This window comes from Kribbella swartbergensis, from assembly GCF_054784135.1.
Genome location: NZ_BAAGPM010000018.1, coordinates 472,083 through 493,431 on the forward strand (window position 1 = coordinate 472,083; position 21,349 = coordinate 493,431).

The window sequence follows — 21,349 nt, forward strand, 5'->3', positions numbered from 1 at the left end:
GTTTCGAGAGGAGCTCACCGTGACCAAGAAGACCGGAAAGCTGGACAAGACGTTCACCGCGCCGCTGCTGAAGAGCGACGCGAAGGGCGGCTGGACCTACGTACAGATGCCGGACTCGGCCGAGTACTTCGGCACCCGCGGGCTGGTCAAGGTCCGCGGCACGATGGACGGCCACCCGTTCGAGAGTTCGTTCATGGCCCTCGGCGACGGCACCCACAAACTGCCGGTGAAGGGCGACCTCCGCACCCGGATCGGCAAGGAACCGGGTGAGGAGATCACCGTCCACCTCGAGGAGCGCCTCAGCTGAACACCTCGAGCAGGGCGGGATTGCGCGTGTAGACCGGTACGACGTCGATCGGCACCTCCCGCGTCACCAGGCCACTCGGGACGCGCTCGCCGGTCCAGACGTCGTACCAGGTCCCCTCCGGGAGGTACGTCGTCCACGTCGAGGCGCCCGGGGTCAGGACGGGGTTGACGAGGAGGCCGTCGCCCAGGAGGTACTCGTAGGGGTGGTTCCAGATCTCCGGGTCGTCCGCGTGGTCGAAGAAGAGCGGACGCATCAACGGCCGGTCGGTGGCGACCGTGCGCGCGGCTTGGTCGCTCAGGTACGGGACCAGCTTCTCGCGGAGTACGGCGTACCGGCGGAACACCGGGATGACTCGGTCGTCGCCGGTCGTCTCCGCGACGTGCCACGGAGTGCGGTCGCGGAGGGGGAGTTGGTGGTGGTTGAACTCCGAGTGGTACTGCATGATCGGCATGAAGGCGGACGCGGCGGCCGCCCGCAGGTACAACTCGGCGTCGGGGACCGGACCGGAGAAACCGGCCAGGTCCCAGCCCCAGTAGACGATTCCGCAGGAGGCCGCGGTCAGGCCGGCGGTGACGGACGAGCGGAACGCCTCCCAGGTGGAGTCCTCGTCGCCGGCCCAGAAGATGCCGTGGGCCTGGGAGCCGGTGAAGCCGGCGCGGGAGAACGTCACCGGGGCCTTTCCGGCGGAGCGGAGCAGGTCGCCGAACGCGCGCGCGTAATGGACCGGGAAGAGGTTGTTGCCCTCGTCCCCGCGCCGTCCGTCGGCGTACCGCAGGTCGTGACCCCACGCGTGCTCGCCGCCGTCGGTCTTGAACCCGTCGACGTCGAGGTCCTCGACCAGATAGCGGCGCTTCTCGGTCCACCAGTCACGGGTGCGCTGCACCGACAGGTCCGGCATCAGCGCCTGCGGGAACCACCAGCCGCGGTTGTGGTACGCCGTACCGTCCGCCTCGAGGACGGCGTGCCCGTCCCGGACCATCGCCTCGGCGTCAGCGGCGACCTGGCCGGTGCTGAATTCCGACTTCTGCAACGGGATCTGCCAGAGGACGACCTTGATCCCGCGCCGGTGCAGTTCGTCGATCATCGCCTTGGGCGACGGCCAGGCACCGTCCGGGGGGTAGGTGAAGTCGCTCGCCTTGTGTGCGCTGCCGTCGGGCGTGACGTCGTACTGCGCGTCCCGCCAGATGGTGATGCCTTCCTCGTCGCTCCACGCCTCGATCACCACGGTGCCGACCGGGATGCCGAGGTCGCGGTGCGCATCCATCCGCGCCATCACCAGCTTCTGGGTGTTCCATTCGTTGCCGGAGGCCCACAAGCGGAAGACCCACGAGGGCAACTCCTCGGCGCGGCCGACCTCGTCGAGGAACGCGGTCAGCACCTCCGTCGGCGATCCCTCGTAGATGCCGAGGTCAACCACCGGTTCGTCGCCGAGGGCAATCTCCACCGTCAGCTCACGGTCGTCGGACGAGAACCAGGTACGGCGCGACGTCCGGACATGGAACCCCCAGCCACCCCCTTCGGCGTTCACCACATGCGCGAACGGCATCGGCAGGTACGTCCGCCCGTGCACGCCTTGCGACTTGTACTGCTCGAACACCACCGCATCCAGCGCACGGCCGCGCTGATCCAGTACGTCGTACCGCTCGCCGAAACCCACCAGCCGATCGCCGGGGCGCAGCGGCATCGCGAACCGGCACCGGTGCACGCCATCGGCCGAAACCAGCCACTCGACGTTCCGGACCCGCTCGCCGCTACCGAGCACCTTCCCACCCTCGGGAACCCAGGTCCCGGGCGAGACGCCGAACCACTCGGTCGACGCGGGCGCCCCGCTCGCGCCGTACGCCCGGAATCTGTAGTTCACCGGCTCCGTCACCGGAGGTGTGACCACTGACCACCCGCCGTCGGCACCCAGCGACTTCGCCTGCGCCTCGCTGAGATGGCCCTCGCCGCCGGCCAGGGCCGCGGCGTCGGCAGTCGTGTCGGCCGGTGACAGTTCCAGCTCGGTCGAGCCCCAGTCGCAGACGATCCGGGTGACGTCGGGGGAGGCGACGACGCCGAGGCGGACCGGGGTGCCCGCCAACGGCAGGACCGGGGTGCGCTGGTCGGGGGAGGAGGCGTAGGGGTGCTCGATGCCGTGCGGGCGATGGGTGATCATTCAGACCGCCTTGCGGGTGATGCCGAGTTCGTCGGCGAGGATCAGGTACATACCGTGCGACCAGAGCAGCGGGCTGGCCACGGGTCCCCAGCGCTCGATCCACTCGTCGCGCGATCCGGGGTGCAGCAGGTGGTGCGGCACCTGCTCCGGCAGCTCACCGGCGGGGTCGGCCTGCGCGGCGATCCACCGCAGATGCCGCCAGGCTCCTTCGGTGTCGCCGGCGACCGCCAGGTTCCACCCCAGCAAGGCCGACAACAGGATCCACTGCCCGCCGCCGTAGAACACGTCGGCCGTGAACCGATGCACCCCGCCGTCGACATCCAGGTCCCGCGCCACCGCCTCGAGCGTGCCCGCCGCGACGTCGCCCGAGACCAGTCCGAACGGTACGACGCACGCCGGCAACGAACCGTCGACCTCCGGTGCTCCGAGCCATTTGGTCAGGTGGCCGTCGTGGATGCCCTCGGCATCGACCAGTTCCCGGATGCTCGCGGCGACCTCCGCTACCGGCACCGGGGTATAGGGGCTGATGGCAACCAAACCGCCGTGGATCGCGCCGAGGGTGGACACGTGCCGATGCTCGACGTGCTCCTCCCACCAGTCGTAACACGGCCGGTCCCAGGAAGCGACCAGGTAGTCCACCGCGACGTCGATCCCACCCCGCCAGCGTTCGAGATCGAGCCCGTGCCGCTCCGCATGTGTGACCACCGACCACAGCCACGTCCCGTACCCGTCGGTCTGGAAGTCCCACCACGGGTCCGACCCGTCCGCGCCGTCGAAGGTGAACCGCGTCGGCAGCATCGCGGAGGCGTCCGGCACCTCGCCGCGGGCGACCGCCGCGACGAGGCCGTCCACCTGGGCCCGGCGCCCGCGCAGCACCCGGTCCACCCAGTCGTGAAACCGGTCCGCCGACGCGACATCGCCGTACCGCGAGACGCCCTCCGCGGTGAACGACCCGTCCCGCAACCACGCATACCCCTTGTACGCCGAAAACGTCGGCGCCGCCGGATAAGCCCCACCCACATCCTGATGCCCAACAATCACCGCATAACTACGCTCCACCAACTCCCGCAACCCTTGAAGAGTCTCGGGCGATGCCCCCGGTCCCGCAGTCTCGGGCGATGCTGCTCCCGGTCCCGCAGTCTCGGGCGGTGCTGCTCCCGGATCCGCAACCCCGGGGCGGAGTGCTCCCGATACCTCCCCCGCCCCCGAGCGGAGCGAGGGGGCGGGTTCTGTTTCCTTCACTTCTTCAGCAGTCCGTTCACCTTGGTCTGGGCATCCGCCAGCGCCTTCTCCACCGGCTTCCGCCCGGCGGCCGCTGACGTCAGCTCCTGCGTGACGATGTCCTGCATCTCCTGCTGACGCTCCACGACCGGCGGCAGCACCGGCTCGTCCAGCGCGGCGAACACGGCCTCCCGGTTGGCCGGCTTCGGCTGCTGCAGGTACGGCGCCAGCTTCGCCTCGTCCGCCACCGGCGGCAGCTCCCACGACGTCGCCAGCCGGGTCTTCGTGGTCTCGTCCGACGACGCCAGGAAGGTGATCCACTTCTGCGCGGCCTCGAGGTTCTTCGAGGCGGCATTGACCACCAGCCCGTTCACGAACATCGCCGACGCCTTCCGGGTGTTCCCCGGCTCGACCACCACATCCCAGTCGAACTTCGCGTCGGCCAGGCCGGAGAACATCCAGATCCCGGTGTGCCACATCGCCAGCTTGCCGGACTTGAACAGCTTGGAGTCGAAGTCCGGCGTACCGGCGCCGTCGGCCTCGGTCGGCATCGTCTTGCCGACCTTGCCGATCAGGAACTTCGCCGCCTCCACGCCCTCCGGCGAGTTGAACGTCGCCTCGGTCCGGTCCGCGTTCAGGAACTCACCGCCGTTCTGCGCGAGCACCTTGTAGAACTCGTTGTACGACACCGGCTGGTAGTCGCCCCACACCTTCGCGCCCTTGTTCGTCAGCTTCTCGGCCGCGGCCTGCTCGTCCTTCCAGGTCCAGTCGGCGGTCGGCTCGGCCACGCCGGCCTGCTTGAACAGCGTCCGGTTGTAGAAGAGCACGACGTTCGAGAACGATTCGGGTACGCCGTACTGCTTGCCGTCGGAGGTGAACGCGTCGTACAAGGACTTCTTGTAGACCGACGAGTCGACGTCCTTGAGTTCCGCCAGCGAGCCGTTCTTGGCGTACGTGACGAAGTTCTCGTAGTTGAGCTCGAACGTGTCGGCCGCGGTGCCACCAGCGACCGCGGTCTGCAGCTTGGTGAAGTAGTTGGCGTACGGCACGGTCTCGACCTGGACGGTGATGTCCGGGTTGGCCGCCTGGAAGGCGTTGACGATCGCGGTCAGGTCCTTCTCGTGGCCGTCGTTGGCGGAGAAGTTCATGTACCGCACAACGGCCTTGCCCTCGGGTGCGGCGGCCTCCTTGGTCGCGGACCCCTGCCCGCAGGCGGTCAGCGCGAGCACGCCGGCGAGACCGGCGGCCGCGAACTTCAGTGAGCGCATGGCGTTTTCCCCTCTTACTTGATGCCGGTGTGTGCTACGCCGGCGATGATGTGGCGCTGCGCGAGCAGGTAGACGATCGCGATCGGCACGATCGAGACGACGGAACCCGCCATCACGACGTCCCATTGGGTGGTGAACTGGCCTTGCAGCGTGGCCAGTCCGAGCGGCAGGGTCATGAACTCCGGCGACCGGATCACGACGAGCGGCCAGAGGAAGCTGTTCCAGCTGCCCATGAACGCGAACACCGCGACGGTGGCGAGCGCGGGCCGGATCAGCGGCAGCACGATGGTGGTGAAGATGCGCAGGTGCCCGGCCCCGTCGATGGTGGCCGCCTCGTCCAGTTCGGCGGGTACGGCGGTGACCGCCTGCCGGAGCAGGAACACGCCGAACGCCGACGCGATCGTCGGTGCCAGCAGCGCGAAGTACGTGTCCTGCAGGTTCAGCGTCCTCATCTCGATGAACAGCGGTACGACGAGTACCTGCATCGGCACCATCAGCGTCGCCAGGTAGCAGCCGAAGATGACGTTCTTCAACGGGAACCGCAGCCTGGCGAACCCGTACGCCGCCATCGCCCCGGTGATCAGCTGGAACACCGTCGAGGCGATCGCGATCAGCAGCGAGTTGACCAGGATCCGCCAGATCGGCATCGCGTCCAGCAGCGTGCGGTAGGCGGCGAGCGTCGGATTGTCGACGATCAGCGTCGGCCCGTCGGCCAGCGACCCTTCCGGCGTGATCGAGGTGATGACCGTCCACAGGAACGGGAACAACATGATCGCCGCTCCGGCCAGCACCGCGAGATAGAGGAACGCCCTACGCATAGTGCACCCACTTCCGCTGGCCGCGGATCTGGATCGCCGTGATCACCAGGATCACCGCGAACAGGATCCAGGACAGCGCGGACGCTTCACCGGCACGCCCGTACCGGAAGGTGAGGTCGTAGATCTGCCCGACCACCACCTGGCTCGACCCGGACGGCCCGCCGGCGGTCATCACGTACACCTGGTCGAAGACCTGGAAGCCGTTGATCAGCGAGATCACCACCACGAAGAAGGTGGACGGAGACAGCAGTGGCAGGGTGATCCGCCAGAACCGTTGCCAGGCGCTCGCTCCGTCCACGGTCGCCGCCTCGTACACGTCGGACGGGATCGACTGCAGCCCGGCCAGCAGGATCACCATGACGAAGCCGAGGTCCTTCCACGCCGACGACAGGATCACCGCGGGCAGCGCCCACTGCGGATCGGTCCACCAGCCCGGAGCCGGCAAGCCGATTGCCTCAAGCAACTGGTTGACCAGACCGTTGGACGGGTTGAGCAGCCACTTCCACACCAGCGCGACGACCACCCAGCTGGTCACCACGGGCAGGAAGTACGTCGCCCGTAGGAAGGCCCGGCCTCGTAGCTTCTGGTTGAGTGCCAGCGCCAGACCGAGGCCACCGACGTACACCAGGGGGAGATAACCGGCGACGTAGATCAGCGTGTGCAGAAAGACCTGCCGGGTCATCGGATCGGTGAGCAGGTTCGTGTAGTTGCCGAGCCCGACCCACTCCATCGGCGAGATCAGGTTCCACCTGTGCAGGCTGACCCACAGGCTGGACACCATCGGCACCAGCGTGAAGACGACCAGCGGGATCGCGCTCGGCAGCAGGAAGAACAGTACCCAGCCGAGCTTCTTCCATCCCAGACCCCGCCGCCCTGAGCCTTGCTGCTCAGCAGTTTGCGGCTTCGGCCGGCTGAGCGTCGCCGTACTCATGCCAGCCTGGCCCGGACCAGGCGGCTCTGCTCGCCGCCGTTGCCGGTGGCGTCGAACGGTGACGCCAGCACGAGGGAGGCCGCGCCTCGGGCCCACTGGTCCTCCGTCCACGGTTCGACGGCCAGCGCCACGCCTTTGCGGGCCGGCAGCAACGATCGCCGGAACGACGGCTCGAACCCGGTCTGCCAGAACTCCCATCCGTCCACTCCTTCGCCGAGCAGTACGACGACCTCCGGATCGACGGTGTGAATGACGCCGGCCAGTGCGCGCCCGAGCAGTTCACCCGCCTCCGCGTACACCGCCCGGGCCCGCTCGTCACCGGCCGTTGCCGAACGCAACAGCTCGTCGAGCGATGCGATCTCGCACCGGGCCCGCGCCGTCCGCAACAGGCCTTCGGCGCCGATGTAGGCCTCCAGACAGCCCGTCGATCCACAGGTGCAGGGCGGCTCGTCGCCACCGGACGTCCAGACCGGGATGTGGCCGATCTCGCCGGCGCCGCCGTTGGCGCCGCGGTAGATGCCGCCGTCGACGACGATCGCGCAGCCGATCCCGCGCCCGATCGTCACCACCAGGTACGACGAGTGCTCGCGGCCGATCCCGTACAACCGCTCGGCCGCGGCCAGTGTGTTCACGTCGTTGTCGACCAGGACCGGCGTACCGAGAGCCTGACGCAGGACCGGACCGACCGGAGCGGCCCGCCATGACAGTGTGGGTGCGTCGACGACGCCGGACGCCTGCGAATCAACGGATCCCGGAACGCCGACGCCGACGCCGAGCAACCGGTCGTCGAGCCCGGCGACCTCGGCCGTGAGAATCCGGCCCAACTCGGCGACGGCCTCGCTGCTGTTCGGGTCGTACGGATGTGACCGGGTGGACCGGACCGTGCCGTCCAGTTCGACTGTGACGACGGCGACGTGATCGGCGGTGACCTTGGCGCCGAGGGCGACACCGGACTGGCTGACCAGCCCGAGCAGCCGGGCCGGGCGGCCGCCGTTCGACGGCACCGACTCCAGTTCCTCGACCACGCCGCGGGCGATCAGGTCCTTCGTCACCTGGGTGACGGTCGCCGGGCTGAGTCCGAGACCGCGGGCGATGTCGGTCCGCGATGTCGGCCCGCGGGTTCCCAGCAGCGCGACGATCCCGGACGGCACCAGGTCGCCTCTCGGCCCCTGACCAGTCACGGACACCTCCGATCACGACTTACTTCGGCACTAAATTTAGTGCAAAAGTAAGCACCCCGGTGCTCGGCCTGTCAAGACGCCGGAACCGAGAACCACGAACTGTGGCCGGACGGCCACGCAGGGGCGCGTGATCGGGGCCACAGTGCGCTCTGAGACGATCGTCACGATCGGTCATGTCCTGAGTAAGGACTGTGTGAAGAATCAGTGCTGACCCTGCGCACGGGTGTGGATCATCCGGCGCCGGACCGTAAGTTCGACCAGGGTGGTCAGTCGAGGTCAGGGAGTGAACGAAGTGCAACGGGGCTCACGGGGCGTGCCGTCGGCATGCCCACACTTCGCGGCGCCGGGGTCGTCGTGACGACGCTGAACAAGATTCTCGCGATCGCCGGAGTGATCGTCGTGTTGGTCGGGGTGGCCCTCGGCTTCCGGTCGGTCTCGGCCGGCGGCACGGACTGCGGCTCCGCCTTCGAGCCTGCCGCCGGCATCACCCCGATGGCGTGTGACAACGCCCTGAACGGCGCCGGCACGCTGGTGACGGTCGTGATCAGTGCGGGTGTGCTCTGCCTGATCGCCGCAGCGGCGGTGAAGGTGGTCCACGACAAGGTCAGCGCGTGAAGGCTGTGCTGGTTCCTTCTCCGCCCCACCGCCCCGGCGAGGTGCGGCACGGCGGCCGCCACGGCAGGCTGCCGGTGTGAGTGTCGAACCGTTCCGGCTGGCCGTGCCGGAGAGTGACCTGGCGGATCTGCGCACCCGCCTGGACCTGACCCGCTGGCCGGACGAGCTACCTGACGTCGGCTGGGCGTACGGCGTACCCCTCGGCCATCTCCAGGACCTCGTGACCTACTGGCGTCACGAGTACGACTGGCGCAAGGCCGAGGCCCGGTTGAACGAGTGGCCGCAGTACATGACCGTCATCGACGGCGCGACGGTCCACTTCGCGCACATCCGATCGCCTGAGCCGGACGCGACCCCGCTGATCATCACCCACGGTTGGCCGGGCTCGATCGTCGAGTTCACGCACATCGCCGGACCGCTCTCCGACCCACGCGCGTACGGCGGTGACCCGGCCGACGCCTTCCACCTGGTGATCCCGACCATTCCCGGCTTCACCTTGTCCGGCCCGACGCGGGAGACCGGCTGGGAGTTCAAGCGCGTCGCCCGGGCCTGGTCGGAGCTGATGACGCGGTTGGGCTACCAGCGGTACGGCGTCCAAGGGGGCGACTGGGGTGCGGCGATCTCACGGGAGCTCGGGCGAATCGACGAGCGGGTCATCGGCGTACACCTCAACCTCATCCCCGGCGGCGGTGCGACGTCCGAGCCGACACCCGAAGAGCTGGAGCCGCTCGACTCCTCCGAGCGCGAACGCACCTGGGCGTCCTGGCGGCGGTACCAGGAATGGTCGAAGGAGCGGCAGGGGTACGCCGACCTGCAGTCGACGCGACCGCAGACGTTGGCCTACGCACTTACCGACTCACCGGTCGGCCAGTTGGCCTGGATCGCCGAGAAGTTCGAGGAATGGACCGATCCGGCGAGCACGATCGACCGCGACCTGGTGCTCACCAACGTGATGCTCTACTGGCTCACCCGGACGGCGGGATCCGCGGGCCGGATCTACTACGAGCGAGCGCACGCGCCGCACTGGGGGCAACCACCGGAACCGTCGAGCACCCCGACCGCGCTGCTGGACCTTGCCCACGACAACTTCATTCCGCTGCGCCACGTCGTCGCCGCCACCGACAACATCGTCCGCTGGACAAGTCATCCGCACGGCGGCCATTTCGCGGCCCTGGAACAACCCGCAATCCTGGTCGAGGACATCCGAGCCTTCTTCACCGCCCTCCGCTGATACCAGCCCCGGCCGCCACCAGCCCGCGCTGAGACCGGTTCGTGCGGAGAGTGGGCTGCGGTGAGGCCGATCCGTGCGGGGAGAGCGGGCGGCGGTGAGGCCGGGTGTGTGCTGAGGGTTGGGCTGAAGCGGTGCGCCGGCATGCGCCAGGTGTTGCCGGCGCACCTGCTCAGGGTCAGCTCTGGGCTTCGTTCTCGACCTTCTTCTTCAGCTCGTCCTTGCTCAGCCCCGACGTACCGGAGACGCCGGCGTTGCTCGCCTGCTGGGCGAGCTGTTCCCGGGTCATGTCCCCGGGCTGCTCACCGAGGTGTTGCTTGCGGCTGGCAACGAACGCCTCGCCGAGCTCCATCCGCCGCTCGTCGGACAGGTTGGAGCGCATACCCGGCAGCACCTTGGTCTCCTCCTCCTCGACGTGGTGCGAGACCGCGTCGACGAGGTTCTGCAGCACGGTGTCGAACTCGGCCGACATCGGGTCGGTCTGCGCGAGCTTCGCCAGCAACTGGTCGGCCTCGATGTGCTCCTGCTGGCTGTGCGACACCTCTTCCTTCTCCCCGGCCTCGCTGGCGGCGACCGGGTACACCTCCGCCTCCTCGGCGCGGCTGTGGGCGGTGAGCAGTGTGGTGAGCACCGGCAGCAGGTTCGGCCGCTTCTCCGGGTTCTCCTTCAGCTCGTCGAACAGTCGTTCGACCTCACGGTGGTCCTGCATGATCAGATCGACAACGTCGGCGGGCATTTTGTGTCCTTTCAGGATCGTTCCTGCCTGGTGCTCGCCCCGGTACCCGCGCCCTAATCGCCGACGTGGGACCGAACTATGGTGGACCGCATGAGTTTCACCGGGTTCCCGGTCGCGGCGCTGGACTTCTACGACGACCTCGAGCTGGACAACACCAAGACGTTCTGGACCGCCAACAAACACGTGTACGAGGAGTCGGTGCGGGCGCCGATGGCGGCGTTGCTGGCGGAGCTCGAGGATGAGTTCGGTCCGGCGAAGCTCTTCCGGCCGTACCGCGACGTGCGGTTCGCCCGGGACAAGACGCCGTACAAGACGCACCAGGGCGCGTTCATCGACGTCGCGCCGGCGACCGGGTGGTACGTCCAGGTGTCGGCGCCCGGCGTCCGGGTCGCGGCGGGTTTCTACGAGGCGAGCTCGGAGCGGCTCGGCCGGGTGCGGGCGGCGATCGACGACGACCGGCGCGGCAAACAACTCGAGCGGCTGCTGGCCGACCTGACCTCGACCGGCTGGACCGTCGGCGGTGACCGCCTGAAGACGAGCCCACGCGGCTACGACCCCGACCACCCGCGCATCGACCTGCTGCGGCACAAGTCCCTGACAGTCAGCAAGTCCTACGGCTTCGAACCGATCATCCACACCCCCGCCCTGGTAGACCACATCCGCAACGACTGGCGCGCCACCAAACCCCTGATCACCTGGCTCACCGACAACAGCTGACGTCAGTCGTAGTCGCGGAGGATCTCGAAGAGGATGTCGCGGGTGGCGGCCGGTTGTGCGGCTGCTACGCAGAGGGCTTCCATGGTGGCGGTGTACCGATCGAGCTCCTCGGGCTTGTCGAGGTAGAGCGCACTGGTGAGGTGCTCGATGTAGACGATGTCCGGCAGATCCTGATCAGGAAAACGGAGGATGCTGTAGGCGCCGCCGGTCGCGGCGTGACCACCGGACCTGAACCGCATCACCTGCAGTGTCAGGTTGGGCATGTCGGTCAGCTCCAGCAGATGCTCCAACTGCAGACGCATCGTCTTCACGCCGCCGATCGGCCGGCGCAGTACCGACTCGTCGATGACCGCCCACAGTCGGGCAGGGTTGGGGCGGGTGAGGATCTCCTGCCGGTTCACCCTTAGAGCGACGCGGCGGTCGACTTCCTCGGCCGGGATCAGGCCGCGGCCGAGCTGGACGACGGCGCGCACGTACTCCGGTGTCTGCAGCAGACCCGGGACGAACTGCAGCTCGTAGGTACGAATCAGCTGGGCGGCGCGCTCCAGGTCCAGGTAGGAGTGGAACCAGCTGGGCAGTACGTCGCCGAAGCGGTGCCACCAGCCGGGGTTGTTCGCGTCGCGGGCCAGTGCCAGCAGACGTTCGCGTTCCTCGAGGTCGTCGAGGCCGTAGAGCGTGAGCAGGTCGCTGACGTCGCGCTCCTTGAAGCCGACGCGCCCGAGCTCCATCCGGCTGACCTTGGATTCCGACGAGCGGATCTCCCAGCCCGCGTCGGAGCGGCTGATCCCCGCCGCCTCCCGCATCCGCCGCAGGTGCGCTCCGAGGATGATCCGAAGCGCAGTCGGCCCGCTTTGCGCGCCCGACTCGGTCACACCCACCTCCCACGGCCCCCAGCAGCTCAGCTCAGCGGTGACTACGACCGCAGACAGACATCATCGCACGGACGACCTCCATTCTGCCGAAGTTCTTACATAAGGCGTCGGCTACCGCCGCGCCGATCACGGAGCGTAGCACCAAACCCGGCAGACGATGCGGCTTTGTCAGAACAAAGTTGGCGCGACTCGCCCGGTCGAACGCTGTTCGAGCGGCTTCCCGGGAGGTGGTCCTGAGGCGGAAAACGAGGTTTTCGGGTCACGAAGCGGAAAACGTGCGGATGCACGTGCATCCGACGCTTGCATTCGCAGCGTGCCGACGCCATGATTGCTACATGCACAGAAGGTGAGCTGAATCTCGCGAAAAGTGATCGCGGGATCCGGCAGGCCGGTCCTACAGACCGCCGGTGCGCACGCGCCGGCACGACTGGTTGGGGAACCCGAGTCGATGAACGACGACGACAGTGAGGCAGCCGAGCACACCGCCGATCTGAGCGGCCGCGCGCCCGACGAGCTGACGGAGCGGGAGATCCAGGAACTGGTCGCGCGTTGCCCTGAGCAACAGCGCTGGGCCTTCGAGGGCTGGCTGCGCGGCGTCCGTCAACTCGACGGCGACCCGATCGTGAGCCTGGCCCCATGACCACCGACCGAGCAGCAGGAGGCCGAAAAATGGTGCGGATCTGGTTGGGAGACCACCTGATCGCCGAGTACGTCGCCGAGCCGGACCGCGCCTCGCGGTACCAGCGGGTGATGACGCCGAAGTTCACCGGATTGCGAATCACCGTTGACAACTCGGCCGGCGGGACGGCGTCGGAGCTGCCCAACGAGCAGCTCTGGCCGCTCACAGTCCAGTAGTCCGCACCCGCCCCGAACACCACCAAGGCCGACCCTCGCCAGAGGGTCGGCCTTCGTCGTTCTCGAACAGCTCGTACGGCGTTCTTCAACGGCTCGTACGTCGTACTTCCTGGCTCGTGCGCCCGTTCGGCCTGGCTCGTGCGGCGTTCAGCCTGGCTCGTGCGCCGTACTTCCCTGGCTCGTGCGCGCTCTTCATCGCTCACGCGGCGCCCCCGGCCACATCGGATGGCGTCCCGTCCGGCGCCGTATGGCTGCCGCGTGCGACCGGCCGACGGACGGCGGACCGCAGACATGAAGAGGCCCCTTCGTCACTCGCCTGGCGAAGGGGCCTCTCGCATACCGGTCGATCAGACGAGGTCGTCGAACTCGCCGTCCTGGACGCCGCCGAGGAATGCCTCGATCTCGGCCTTGGTGAACACCAGCGCCGGGCCGTCGGTGTGACGCGAGTTCCGCATCGCCACGCCGCCGCCCGGAAGCTTCGCCACCTCGACGCAGTTGCCGCTCGGGCCACTGCGCTGACTCTTCCGCCAGATCAGCTCGTTGATCGAGTCGCCGGGCATGCCGTTGTAGACAGCAGTCATCAGCTGCACCTTCCGTACGTCTTTGGCATATGCACGTGCATTTGGCATTGCATTTGCATCGTACACGTTTGGGACCGATGTGTCCGCTCCGTTACACGGAGTTGCCAAAACTGTGGTGATCGCTCCCCAGGCCGCCCACAAGACCCCCGTTCGTGACCCTCCGCCTCCTCGACCCCGGGGCTCCGCTTCTGCCGGTGTTCTCTCCGTGTGTCATCGCCGGCCAGGGCCCGCCGTCGTCGCAGCCGTCCCGCGCGGTGAGGGACAACCCGGGAGGTGGTGGGTTAGGACGCGTTTGGTGGTTCGGCCCGAACCGTGGTGGATCAGCCCACGGGGTGGTGGGTTCGCACGGCTGAGCTCGGTTGGTCAACCCGTGCGGTGAGGGTTAACCCGGGTGGTGGTGGGTCGGGCCGTGTGCTGGTGGGTTGGCCTGCATGGTGGTGGGTTGGTGCACGCGTTGGTGGGTCCGCATGGCTGAGTTCGGTTGGTCGACCCACGCGGCGACTGGGAGCGTTGACCCACGGGCTGGTGGGTTGACCCGGGTGGTGGCGGGTAGGTGCCGCCAGTCGGGTGGTGGGGTGAGGGGAGGTTGGAGTGGGGGTGGGTGGGGAAGGGTGGGGTGGAGCCCGGGGAGCGGGTGGTTTGTCAGGACGTGGTGGATCTGAAAAGGCTTGTGTGCTTGACGATTCAGGCAGATTGGCCGACTTTCGGACCGACACACGCGCAGCGCCGAACCAGTGCTCCAAGAGGTCCGGAACTGCCCTACGATGACAACCCCGACAATTCCCGACACGAAGGCTGCGCCGATGGCGACTCCCGACGCTCCGGATGCCACACCGGAGTTCGACACTTCCCAACCGACCATCGCTCGCGTCTACGACGCCCTGCTCGGAGGCAAGGACAACTTCGCCGCCGACCGGGACGGCGCGGCGCTCTACCTGAAGTACGTCCCGGACGCCGGTCGCTGCGCGATCGAGAACCGCGAGGCGCTCGTCAGGGGCGTGCAGTTCCTGGCCCGCCAGGCCGGTATCGACCAGTTCCTCGACATCGGCAGCGGTCTGCCGACGCAGAAGAACACCCACGAGGCGGCCCAGGAGGTCAACCCGACCGCCAGGGTCGCGTACGTCGACAACGACCCGATCGTGCTGGCGCACGGCCGGGCGCTGCTGGCGACCAACAACAGCACCATCGTGGTGACCGCGGACCTGCGCCGGCCGCAGGAGATCCTCGATCACCAGGACATCAAGAACCACCTGGACTTCACCTGTCCGATCGCGCTGATGGTCGTCGGCCTGCACATGCACTTCCACGACGACGAGAAGCCGGACGAGTGGGTCCGCACGATCATGGACGCGCTCGTCCCGGGCAGCTACCTGTTCATCACCGACTTCGTCGACACCGGTGAGCCGCTGCAGAAGGGCATGGAGCGGGCGGGGCTGGAGAGCCTCGGCAACGGCTGGATCCGGACGCCGGAGCGGATCGAGCAGCACTTCCTCGGCATGCCGCTGGTGCCGCCGGGCCTGGACTTCCTGGCCCGCTGGTTCCCGGAGGACCCGGACGCCGACGTCCCGGCGGCGGAGGACCTGGAGCCGTACCAGCGGATCCTGATGGCGGGCATCGCCAAGAAGGTCTGACCTCGGCAATTTCGAAGGCGCGCGTCCCACCTGGGGCGCGCGCCTTTCGCTTCTCCGGAACCGTCAGCCGGACTGCCCTGACTCGAGCTGGCGCTCACTGTGGTGGCGTGAGCGGTTTGGTGGTGGGGCCGTCGAGCACGGCTCCGGTGTGGCTGTAGCGGGAGCCGTGGCAGTTGCAGTCCCAGGTGGTGTCCGCGGCGTTCCAGCGGAGCGGACAGCCCATGTGGGTGCAGACGGGGTTGACCGTGTGCAGCTGCCCGTCCTCGTCGCGGTAGGCGCCCACCGTCTTGCCGTCGTCCAGGGTGAGCAGACCGCCTTGGCCGACCTCGAGATGGTCGAGTCCGCCCTTGAGTCGTTCCAGGTGGCCGGATGCGAACTCCTTGCCGACGTGCAGGTTGTCCTTCACCAGTTTCGCCACGGCCTGGACGTCGCCGATGCGGCCGGCGTCGTACAGACCGGCCCATGGGTTGTCGCGGCCGAGGACGAGGTCGCGCAGGATGCCGGCGGCAACGGTTCCGTTGCTCAGTCCCCATTTGTGCATGCCGGTGGCCACCAGGATCGGCGTTCCGGGCGCCTTGCCGACGAAGGGCAGCATGTCCGGAGTGCTGTAGTCGTGGGCGGACCAGCGGTACTCGGGGACGGCGTCGAAACCCCAGTTCGACCCCACCCAGTCGACGAGGTTCTGGTACGTCGTCTCGGCGTCGGTCTCCTGGTCACTGCCGACGACGATCAGGCCGTTCGGGCCGCCGCCCGGCCACGGACGGGTGGAGCGCACCGATGAGTCGACCGAGATCGCCATCCCGCGGGGTGCCTCGACCGGGAGCCGTACGGCGATGCCGTAGGACTGACCCGGCCGGGTCCGGGCGAAGTAGCCGCCGGTCAGACCGATCGGCAACAGGGTCGCGAGGATCGCGTGGTCGGCGCGGACCAGCGGCCCGTGCGCGGTGACCGCCTGGATGTCGTGATCGGTGTCGACCTCGACCACCCGGCTGTTCTCGAAGATCCGGCCACCGGCCTGGGTGAACGCGGCCGCGAGGCCGGCCAGGTAGCGAACCGGGTGCAGGTAGAGCTGGTCGTCGAAGCGCACGGCCTCGGCGGCCTTCACGGGCAGGCCCATTTCCTCCGGGTCCACGAACTGCGCCGGCAGACCGAGGGCACCCGCGACGTCGGCTTCCCGGCGCAGCGGCGAGTCGGGCTCGCTCGAGTAGACGAAGGCCGGCGTACGGGTCAGCTCGCAGTCGATGCCGAGCCGGTTCACCAGGTCGGCGACCTCCTCGACGGCGGCCTGGTTCGCGGCCGCGTACTGGCCGGCCTTGCCGGGACCGTGCCGGTCGAGCAGGTCCGCGTAGATCGCGCTGTGCTGCGACGTCACCTTGCCGGTGGTGTTGCCACTGGTCCGGGCGCCGAGCCGACCGGCCTCCAGGAGTACGACGTCCGCCCCTTCTTGCTGCAGGTGGAGAGCGGTGGTCAGTCCGATCAGGCCGCCGCCGACCACCACCACGTCGGCATGCTTGTCGGCGCTGACTGCGTCGTACTCGGGAATTGTCGCGGTTTCCAGCCAAACGGAACGATGCGTCGTCATGTCATGCCGGTACCCGCCGTGACGGATCTCAGTGGTTTCGTTCGGCCAGCAAGGCCAGCCGGCGCAGCGTCTCGTGGTTGCGGGCGCGGAGGATCGGGTCGATCAGGGCGTGCGGGATGGTGGCGGCCGGTCCTTTGACGGGCTCCTCGCGCATCACCAGGTGGCAGTGGCCGTCGCGGTCGGTGGCGACGAACTCGACCTGCCCCTCGCCGGTCGGCCAGGCGCGGACCCGGAGCTGGAGGAACCGCAGCGGCTCGTACTGCTGCACTGTCGTGGTGTCGTCGAGCACCAGCGGCCAGACACCGACCGAGTGGTGCAGGCTGGTTCCGGGCTGCGGGAATCCCTCGTCGACGTCGCGGACCCTGGAGGCGCCGACGACCCACGCGGCGTACGTCCATCCGTCGGTCAGAATCGCGAACACGTCGGGCACCGGGGCCTGGATCAACCACTCGTTCTCCGTCATGCCGCCGCCGGTACCCACCTCCGATGCGCTGTCAACGAAATGACGACAGCTTACTTGTCAACGGATCGATGACATGCTATCCAGGTAAGTGCGTGTTGACAGCGGAACTGTCGATGGACCTGGAGGTGGGAAGACGATGTTGATGCGCACCGACCCGTTCCGGGAGTTCGACCGGCTGGCCCAGCAGCTGACCGGCGCGGCGACGCCGGGGACGTGGTCGAGGCCGAGCCCGATGCCGATGGACGCCTACCGGTCGGGTGACGAGTACGTGATCCTGTTCGACCTGCCCGGGGTGACCCCGGACGCCATCGACCTCGACGTCGAGCGGAACGTACTGACCGTGAAGGCCGAGCGCCGTCCGGTGGCCGTGGACGACGGCGTCGAGATGCAGGTGGCCGAGCGGCCGCTCGGGGTGTTCTCCCGGCAGCTGTTTCTCGGCGACACCCTCGACGCGGACGGGATCAGCGCCTCGTACGACAACGGCGTGCTGACCGTGAAGATCCCGATCGCCGCGCAGGCCAAGCCGCGCAAGATCGCCGTCGCCGGCGGCGAATCCGGCCACCGGACCGTGACCGGTGAGACGGTTGACGACACCTTGCAGATCGACGCCTGACACCGGGAGGGCAGATGCCGCAGCCTGACGTGGACGACCGCACACCGGCGGCGGCTCTCGAGTACCTGGTGGATGTGCTGGGGAGGCTGCCCTCCGCCCCGAACGTGCCCGGGGCGGAGGCTGCTTCCTCGGCGGACGAGCTGCTCGAAGCGCTGGTGCGGTTGCGCGAGTTGCGCGAGCAGCTGACCGGCTGGGAACCGCGGCTGATCGAGGCGGCCAGGGCCGCCGGGGCCAGCTGGATCCAGCTCGCCCCGGCGCTCGGGGTGACCAGCCGGCAGGCGGCCGAACGGCGGTACCTCCGGCTCAACCCGCACGCGTCCCGGCCGGACCTGAACGGTGAGCAGCGGGTGCGGGCCGCCCGGGACCAGCGGGCCGGCGATCGCGCGGTCGCGGTCTGGGCCCGGGACAACGCGGCCGACATCCGCCGGTTGGCCGGCCAGGTGGCCGCGCTCGACGGGCTGGACCGCCGGGCCCAGGCGACCGTCGACGCCGTCCACGACGCTCTCGGCAACAACGACTCGGCCGCCCTGCTCGCCCCACTGGCCGCCGCGGCCGAGCAACTCACCAAGGACCACCCGGCTCTGGCCGACCGCATCTCCGAGATCGGCGCCCGCAGCGACGCGGCCCGCCGCTCCGGCCGGAACCGCCACCAGGAACGAGCGGAAGGGAAGGCTGACTGACGATGCGACTGCTGTTCGAACTTCACCCGGTCGAGCACCTCGAAGCCAGCGTCGACTATTACCGGGAGCTCGGCCTGGAGCCGATCGCGTGGCCCGGTGACGACGCCGCCCTGCTCGGCCCGCGCGGCCAGGGGCCGACCATCGCCCTCGTCCGCGACCCCGCCGAGGCCGCCCTCGGGACCGGCGGGGTGTACGACGTGGGAGACGTCGACACGTTCTTCGAGGACCATCGCGAGCTCGACTGGCTGCTCAGCCCGGCGGACAGTGCTTTCGGCCGATACGCCGTCTTCGCCGACCGCACCGGCACCGCGATCCGGCTCCTCGACCCGGCGCCCGGCGACGGTTCGGAGCAGGCCGGGACCACCGAGCGGAAGCTGATGCATGCGTAACGCATGACTTTCGCCCGGATGGGTACGGGCTTTCTCGCAGGCATGACCGTGGTCCAGATACGTGCCACGCCGTGACGGACAGTCGCGAGGTCATACCATGGTTACCAGCATCACTGAACAGGCTCCTGTTCACTGTTCGACCGCGGCCGAGCGGGCCGCGAGGGAAGCAGCCACCCGCGAGTTGATGGAGCGCAGGGCTGCCAGCACCGACGAAGCCGAGCGGCAACGGCTGCTCGAAGAAGTGGTCGAGCTCAACATCGAGATGGCCAGGGGGATCGCGCGCCGGTTTCGTGGCCGCGGGGCCGAGGCCGACGACCTCGAGCAGGTCGCGTACCTGGGCCTGGTGAAGGCCGCCCACCACTACCGGCTCGACGCCGACACCCCGTTCATCGGGTTCGCGATCCCGACCATTCGGGGCGAGGTGAAACGCTACTTCCGCGACTGCGCGTGGACCGTCCGGATCCCGCGCAGGCTGCAGGAGATGCAGGGCACCATCGCCACCAAGCTGCCGCTGCTGGAGCAGCAGCTGAACCGCGAGCCGACCCCGGCCGAGATCGCCGACCACCTGGACGTCGATGTCAGCGAGGTCGAGCAGGCCCTGGCCGCGAAGGGTTGTTTCAACGTCCTCTCGCTGGACCGGCCGTCCGACGTGGACGCCGACCTGACCCTGGCCGACGTGGTCGCCGACGACGAGGACGTCAGCATCGACCAGCTCGAGACGGTGGAGATGCTGCAGCCGGTGCTCGAGGAACTCGGGCCGCGGGAGCGCCGCATCCTGCAGCTGCGGTTCATCGAGGGGTGGACGCAGTCCGAGATCGGCCGCGACATCGGGGTCAGCCAGATGCAGGTGTCCCGGGTTCTGCGCAAGATCCTGGACGACCTGCGGGCCAAGCTGACCACGCCGATGCCGGCCGCCGCGTAGGTCTCGGCCGCCGGAGTCAGAGCGAAAGCACGGCTCCGGCGGCCGCCAGGTCGTCCTGCAGTCGCCGTACGTCAACCTGCTGCACCGTGCGGCCGGTCGACACCGCCTGCGCCGCGGCGATCCCGGCTGCCTGGCCGAGCATCTCGTACTGCACTTCCATTCGCACCGACGCGAACGCCACCTGCGACGCGCTCAGGCAGACCGGCACGAGCAGATTCCGGCAGTCGTCGTACCGCGGCACGATGGAGCGGTACGGGATCTGGTACGGAGCGACCGCAACGGACGCGTAGCCCTCGTTGAACACCGACGCGACCGGGTCCGGATGTTCGTACGCGACCGACCACGTGCGCTGGATCTCGCGGATGTCGATGTGGTACGACCCCATCGCCACGGCGTCGTACTGCGTCACCGGCCGCGGCAGCAGGTCCTTCTGCGTCAGTTCGTACTCGCCGAGCATGCGACGGCCCTCGCGGACGTAGAGCTGGTGCGGGATGCCGCCGGTGTCGGCGAACTCGTCGGCCGGCAGGCCCCACTCCGACAGCCCGTCGCGCACCGCCTTCGGCACGTCCGGATCAGTCGTCATGAACCAGAGGAAGTCGCGGGTGTAGTCCTCGTGCTGCTGCCGGATCCGCTCGCGGTCGTCCGGTGCGGCGTCGGGGTAGGCCCAGTTCGTCCCGTCCAGCAGGCTGAGCGACAGCGGCCCGATGGAGTTGCCGTCGCACTTGGCGTTCGGCAGGTTCGGGACCAGGCCGATCACGTCACCGGCCGCCGGTTCGACGCCGTTCTGACGCAGTACGGCGAACCATCGGCGGGCCAGCTCCCATTCCGCCGGGTCGTAGCCGGGCCGCTGCTCGAACGGGCGCCGGTCGGCGGCCCGGGTGAGGCAGACGCGGTAGCCGTACGCCATCACACCGCCGTCGCCGGCACCGACCTCGACCAGCGGACGGTCGTGGACGAGCGGAAGCACGCCGTCGTCGGTCAACGGCGAGACGAACGGCGGGAACTGGTGCTTGCCCGGGGCAAACTCGCGCCGGCCGGCCAGCGATTCGCCGTACTTCGACCGACTCTCCCGCCCGACGTCGTACGGCACCCCGGCCGCGGCCATCAGATCACCTTCGTACGACGCGTCGACGTACACGCCGGCCCGGTAGTCGCCGGTCGTCGTACTCACGGCCGTGATGATGCCGTCGGCAACCGTTGCCCCGGTCAACCGGCTGCCGAAGATCACGTCGACGCCGTCGAGCCACCCGGTCAGGATGCGCTCGGCGACGTGTGGCTCCGGACCGGCGTAGTGGCCCGGCGGTACGCCGTACCATTCGGCGATCGCGAGCATGAACTCCCGGCCGAGCCCGCCGAGCACCCGGCTGTCGCCCAGATCGGTGTAGCCGAGTCCGCCCGACACCATTCCGCCGAGGTGCTGACCCGGCTCGAGCAGCACGACCTGCGCACCGGCACGGGCCGCCGCCACCGCGGCGCACACGCCACCGGCCGTTCCGCCGTACACAACCACCTCGGCCGTGACGCCGGCCGACTCTGCGTCGTTCATCCCACCGACCCTATGACTCGCCAGCCGGTGGTTGTCAC

The 21,349-nt window shown here is 68.7% G+C and carries 23 protein-coding genes; 11 read left to right on the forward strand and 12 right to left on the reverse strand.

Going from position 1 to position 21,349, the window contains the following annotated elements; translation table 11 throughout:
- Window positions 1-19 precede the first annotated feature (19 nt).
- Window positions 20-307 carry a DUF1905 domain-containing protein gene (locus ACYVOK_RS17610; protein WP_460663515.1) on the forward strand — a complete coding sequence of 96 codons (288 nt, stop codon included), beginning with the start codon at window positions 20-22 and terminating at the stop codon, window positions 305-307.
- Here the strand turns inward: ACYVOK_RS17610 and ACYVOK_RS17615 are convergent.
- From ACYVOK_RS17615 to ACYVOK_RS17640, 6 genes are all read right to left on the reverse strand, one after another.
- On the reverse strand, window positions 300-2,462 hold the full coding sequence (locus ACYVOK_RS17615; RefSeq protein ID WP_460663516.1) for a glycoside hydrolase family 31 protein: 2,163 nt from the start codon (window positions 2,460-2,462) through the stop codon (window positions 300-302). The two genes, ACYVOK_RS17610 and ACYVOK_RS17615, sit on opposite strands and share 8 nt — an antisense overlap.
- Complete coding sequence (locus ACYVOK_RS17620) at window positions 2,463-3,521, reverse strand: glycoside hydrolase family 15 protein (RefSeq protein WP_460663517.1); 1,059 nt, start codon at window positions 3,519-3,521, stop codon at window positions 2,463-2,465.
- 179 nt (window positions 3,522-3,700) lie between these two features.
- Window positions 3,701-4,951, reverse strand: coding sequence for an ABC transporter substrate-binding protein (locus ACYVOK_RS17625; protein WP_460663518.1), 1,251 nt, complete (start codon window positions 4,949-4,951; stop codon window positions 3,701-3,703).
- Window positions 4,952-4,965: 14 nt separating this feature from the next.
- Window positions 4,966-5,769: a carbohydrate ABC transporter permease gene (locus tag ACYVOK_RS17630; RefSeq protein ID WP_460663519.1), complete on the reverse strand. Its 804-nt coding sequence runs from the start codon at window positions 5,767-5,769 to the stop codon at window positions 4,966-4,968.
- Window positions 5,762-6,700 (reverse strand): carbohydrate ABC transporter permease, encoded by a 939-nt coding sequence (locus ACYVOK_RS17635; RefSeq protein WP_460663520.1) that lies wholly within the window; start codon window positions 6,698-6,700, stop codon window positions 5,762-5,764. The genes ACYVOK_RS17630 and ACYVOK_RS17635 overlap by 8 nt, the downstream gene beginning before the upstream one ends.
- A complete protein-coding gene (locus tag ACYVOK_RS17640; protein ID WP_460663521.1) occupies window positions 6,697-7,881 on the reverse strand; it encodes an ROK family protein in 1,185 nt (394 codons plus the stop codon). The genes ACYVOK_RS17635 and ACYVOK_RS17640 overlap by 4 nt, the downstream gene beginning before the upstream one ends.
- A gap of 324 nt (window positions 7,882-8,205) precedes the next feature.
- On the opposite strand from ACYVOK_RS17640, the gene ACYVOK_RS17645 reads away from it, so the two are divergent.
- Window positions 8,206-8,496, forward strand: coding sequence for a hypothetical protein (locus tag ACYVOK_RS17645; protein WP_460663522.1), 291 nt, complete (start codon window positions 8,206-8,208; stop codon window positions 8,494-8,496).
- Window positions 8,497-8,572: 76 nt separating this feature from the next.
- Window positions 8,573-9,727, forward strand: a complete 1,155-nt coding sequence (locus tag ACYVOK_RS17650) for an epoxide hydrolase family protein (RefSeq protein ID WP_460663523.1) — start codon at window positions 8,573-8,575, stop codon at window positions 9,725-9,727.
- Between the two features lie 175 nt (window positions 9,728-9,902).
- Here the strand turns inward: ACYVOK_RS17650 and ACYVOK_RS17655 are convergent, their stop codons facing one another.
- Complete coding sequence (locus ACYVOK_RS17655; protein WP_460663524.1) at window positions 9,903-10,460, reverse strand: hemerythrin domain-containing protein; 558 nt, start codon at window positions 10,458-10,460, stop codon at window positions 9,903-9,905.
- Window positions 10,461-10,550: 90 nt separating this feature from the next.
- On the opposite strand from ACYVOK_RS17655, the gene ACYVOK_RS17660 reads away from it, so the two are divergent.
- Window positions 10,551-11,177, forward strand: a complete 627-nt coding sequence (locus ACYVOK_RS17660) for a DUF2461 domain-containing protein (RefSeq protein ID WP_460663525.1) — start codon at window positions 10,551-10,553, stop codon at window positions 11,175-11,177.
- Between the two features lie 2 nt (window positions 11,178-11,179).
- On the opposite strand, the gene ACYVOK_RS17665 is transcribed toward ACYVOK_RS17660, so the two are convergent.
- On the reverse strand, window positions 11,180-12,049 hold the full coding sequence (locus tag ACYVOK_RS17665) for a helix-turn-helix domain-containing protein (protein ID WP_460663526.1): 870 nt from the start codon (window positions 12,047-12,049) through the stop codon (window positions 11,180-11,182).
- Between the two features lie 448 nt (window positions 12,050-12,497).
- On the opposite strand from ACYVOK_RS17665, the gene ACYVOK_RS17670 reads away from it, so the two are divergent.
- Window positions 12,498-12,689 (forward strand): hypothetical protein, encoded by a 192-nt coding sequence (locus ACYVOK_RS17670; protein WP_460663527.1) that lies wholly within the window; start codon window positions 12,498-12,500, stop codon window positions 12,687-12,689.
- Window positions 12,690-12,718: 29 nt separating this feature from the next.
- Entirely contained in the window at window positions 12,719-12,904 is a 186-nt protein-coding gene (locus tag ACYVOK_RS17675) for a hypothetical protein (RefSeq protein ID WP_460663528.1), read from the forward strand.
- A 347-nt stretch (window positions 12,905-13,251) separates the two neighbouring features.
- Here ACYVOK_RS17675 and ACYVOK_RS17680 read toward each other — a convergent pair whose 3' ends face one another.
- On the reverse strand, window positions 13,252-13,485 hold the full coding sequence (locus ACYVOK_RS17680) for a DUF397 domain-containing protein (RefSeq protein ID WP_460663529.1): 234 nt from the start codon (window positions 13,483-13,485) through the stop codon (window positions 13,252-13,254).
- A gap of 803 nt (window positions 13,486-14,288) precedes the next feature.
- On the opposite strand from ACYVOK_RS17680, the gene ACYVOK_RS17685 reads away from it, so the two are divergent.
- Window positions 14,289-15,116 carry an SAM-dependent methyltransferase gene (locus ACYVOK_RS17685; RefSeq protein ID WP_460663530.1) on the forward strand — a complete coding sequence of 276 codons (828 nt, stop codon included), beginning with the start codon at window positions 14,289-14,291 and terminating at the stop codon, window positions 15,114-15,116.
- A 94-nt stretch (window positions 15,117-15,210) separates the two neighbouring features.
- Here ACYVOK_RS17685 and ACYVOK_RS17690 read toward each other — a convergent pair whose 3' ends face one another.
- Complete coding sequence (locus tag ACYVOK_RS17690; RefSeq protein WP_460663531.1) at window positions 15,211-16,698, reverse strand: FAD-dependent oxidoreductase; 1,488 nt, start codon at window positions 16,696-16,698, stop codon at window positions 15,211-15,213.
- Window positions 16,699-16,726: 28 nt separating this feature from the next.
- Window positions 16,727-17,161, reverse strand: coding sequence for an SRPBCC family protein (locus ACYVOK_RS17695; RefSeq protein ID WP_460663532.1), 435 nt, complete (start codon window positions 17,159-17,161; stop codon window positions 16,727-16,729).
- 136 nt (window positions 17,162-17,297) lie between these two features.
- On the opposite strand from ACYVOK_RS17695, the gene ACYVOK_RS17700 reads away from it, so the two are divergent.
- The 4 genes from ACYVOK_RS17700 to ACYVOK_RS17715 all read left to right on the forward strand — a co-directional run bounded on the left by ACYVOK_RS17700 (window position 17,298) and on the right by ACYVOK_RS17715 (window position 19,765).
- The gene (locus ACYVOK_RS17700; RefSeq protein ID WP_460663533.1) at window positions 17,298-17,774 is read left to right on the forward strand and encodes an Hsp20/alpha crystallin family protein; all 477 of its coding nucleotides are present in this window, start codon (window positions 17,298-17,300) and stop codon (window positions 17,772-17,774) included.
- A gap of 14 nt (window positions 17,775-17,788) precedes the next feature.
- Complete coding sequence (locus ACYVOK_RS17705; RefSeq protein WP_460663534.1) at window positions 17,789-18,454, forward strand: hypothetical protein; 666 nt, start codon at window positions 17,789-17,791, stop codon at window positions 18,452-18,454.
- Window positions 18,455-18,456: 2 nt separating this feature from the next.
- Window positions 18,457-18,843, forward strand: coding sequence for a VOC family protein (locus ACYVOK_RS17710; RefSeq protein ID WP_460663535.1), 387 nt, complete (start codon window positions 18,457-18,459; stop codon window positions 18,841-18,843).
- A gap of 97 nt (window positions 18,844-18,940) precedes the next feature.
- Window positions 18,941-19,765 (forward strand): sigma-70 family RNA polymerase sigma factor, encoded by an 825-nt coding sequence (locus ACYVOK_RS17715; RefSeq protein WP_460663536.1) that lies wholly within the window; start codon window positions 18,941-18,943, stop codon window positions 19,763-19,765.
- 16 nt (window positions 19,766-19,781) lie between these two features.
- Here ACYVOK_RS17715 and ACYVOK_RS17720 read toward each other — a convergent pair whose 3' ends face one another.
- Window positions 19,782-21,311 carry an FAD-dependent oxidoreductase gene (locus tag ACYVOK_RS17720; protein WP_460663537.1) on the reverse strand — a complete coding sequence of 510 codons (1,530 nt, stop codon included), beginning with the start codon at window positions 21,309-21,311 and terminating at the stop codon, window positions 19,782-19,784.
- Between the last annotated feature and the right edge of the window lie 38 nt (window positions 21,312-21,349).

Excerpts from the sequence above, each read along its gene's own strand:
- ACYVOK_RS17630 (WP_460663519.1), bottom strand. The coding sequence starts at position 5,769 with ATGCGTAGGGCGTTCCTCTATCTCGCGGTGCTGGCCGGAGCGGCGATC.
- ACYVOK_RS17710 (WP_460663535.1), top strand. The coding sequence starts at position 18,457 with ATGCGACTGCTGTTCGAACTTCACCCGGTCGAGCACCTCGAAGCCAGC.
- ACYVOK_RS17695 (WP_460663532.1), bottom strand. The coding sequence starts at position 17,161 with ATGACGGAGAACGAGTGGTTGATCCAGGCCCCGGTGCCCGACGTGTTC.
- ACYVOK_RS17635 (WP_460663520.1), bottom strand. The coding sequence starts at position 6,700 with ATGAGTACGGCGACGCTCAGCCGGCCGAAGCCGCAAACTGCTGAGCAG.
- ACYVOK_RS17675 (WP_460663528.1), top strand. The coding sequence starts at position 12,719 with ATGGTGCGGATCTGGTTGGGAGACCACCTGATCGCCGAGTACGTCGCC.
- ACYVOK_RS17700 (WP_460663533.1), top strand. The coding sequence starts at position 17,298 with ATGTTGATGCGCACCGACCCGTTCCGGGAGTTCGACCGGCTGGCCCAG.
- ACYVOK_RS17645 (WP_460663522.1), top strand. The coding sequence starts at position 8,206 with ATGCCCACACTTCGCGGCGCCGGGGTCGTCGTGACGACGCTGAACAAG.
- ACYVOK_RS17690 (WP_460663531.1), bottom strand. The coding sequence starts at position 16,698 with ATGACGACGCATCGTTCCGTTTGGCTGGAAACCGCGACAATTCCCGAG.
- ACYVOK_RS17715 (WP_460663536.1), top strand. The coding sequence starts at position 18,941 with ATGGTTACCAGCATCACTGAACAGGCTCCTGTTCACTGTTCGACCGCG.
- ACYVOK_RS17680 (WP_460663529.1), bottom strand. The coding sequence starts at position 13,485 with ATGACTGCTGTCTACAACGGCATGCCCGGCGACTCGATCAACGAGCTG.
- ACYVOK_RS17625 (WP_460663518.1), bottom strand. The coding sequence starts at position 4,951 with ATGCGCTCACTGAAGTTCGCGGCCGCCGGTCTCGCCGGCGTGCTCGCG.
- ACYVOK_RS17660 (WP_460663525.1), top strand. The coding sequence starts at position 10,551 with ATGAGTTTCACCGGGTTCCCGGTCGCGGCGCTGGACTTCTACGACGAC.
- ACYVOK_RS17705 (WP_460663534.1), top strand. The coding sequence starts at position 17,789 with ATGCCGCAGCCTGACGTGGACGACCGCACACCGGCGGCGGCTCTCGAG.
- ACYVOK_RS17720 (WP_460663537.1), bottom strand. The coding sequence starts at position 21,311 with ATGAACGACGCAGAGTCGGCCGGCGTCACGGCCGAGGTGGTTGTGTAC.
- ACYVOK_RS17670 (WP_460663527.1), top strand. The coding sequence starts at position 12,498 with ATGAACGACGACGACAGTGAGGCAGCCGAGCACACCGCCGATCTGAGC.
- ACYVOK_RS17685 (WP_460663530.1), top strand. The coding sequence starts at position 14,289 with ATGGCGACTCCCGACGCTCCGGATGCCACACCGGAGTTCGACACTTCC.
- ACYVOK_RS17615 (WP_460663516.1), bottom strand. The coding sequence starts at position 2,462 with ATGATCACCCATCGCCCGCACGGCATCGAGCACCCCTACGCCTCCTCC.
- ACYVOK_RS17655 (WP_460663524.1), bottom strand. The coding sequence starts at position 10,460 with ATGCCCGCCGACGTTGTCGATCTGATCATGCAGGACCACCGTGAGGTC.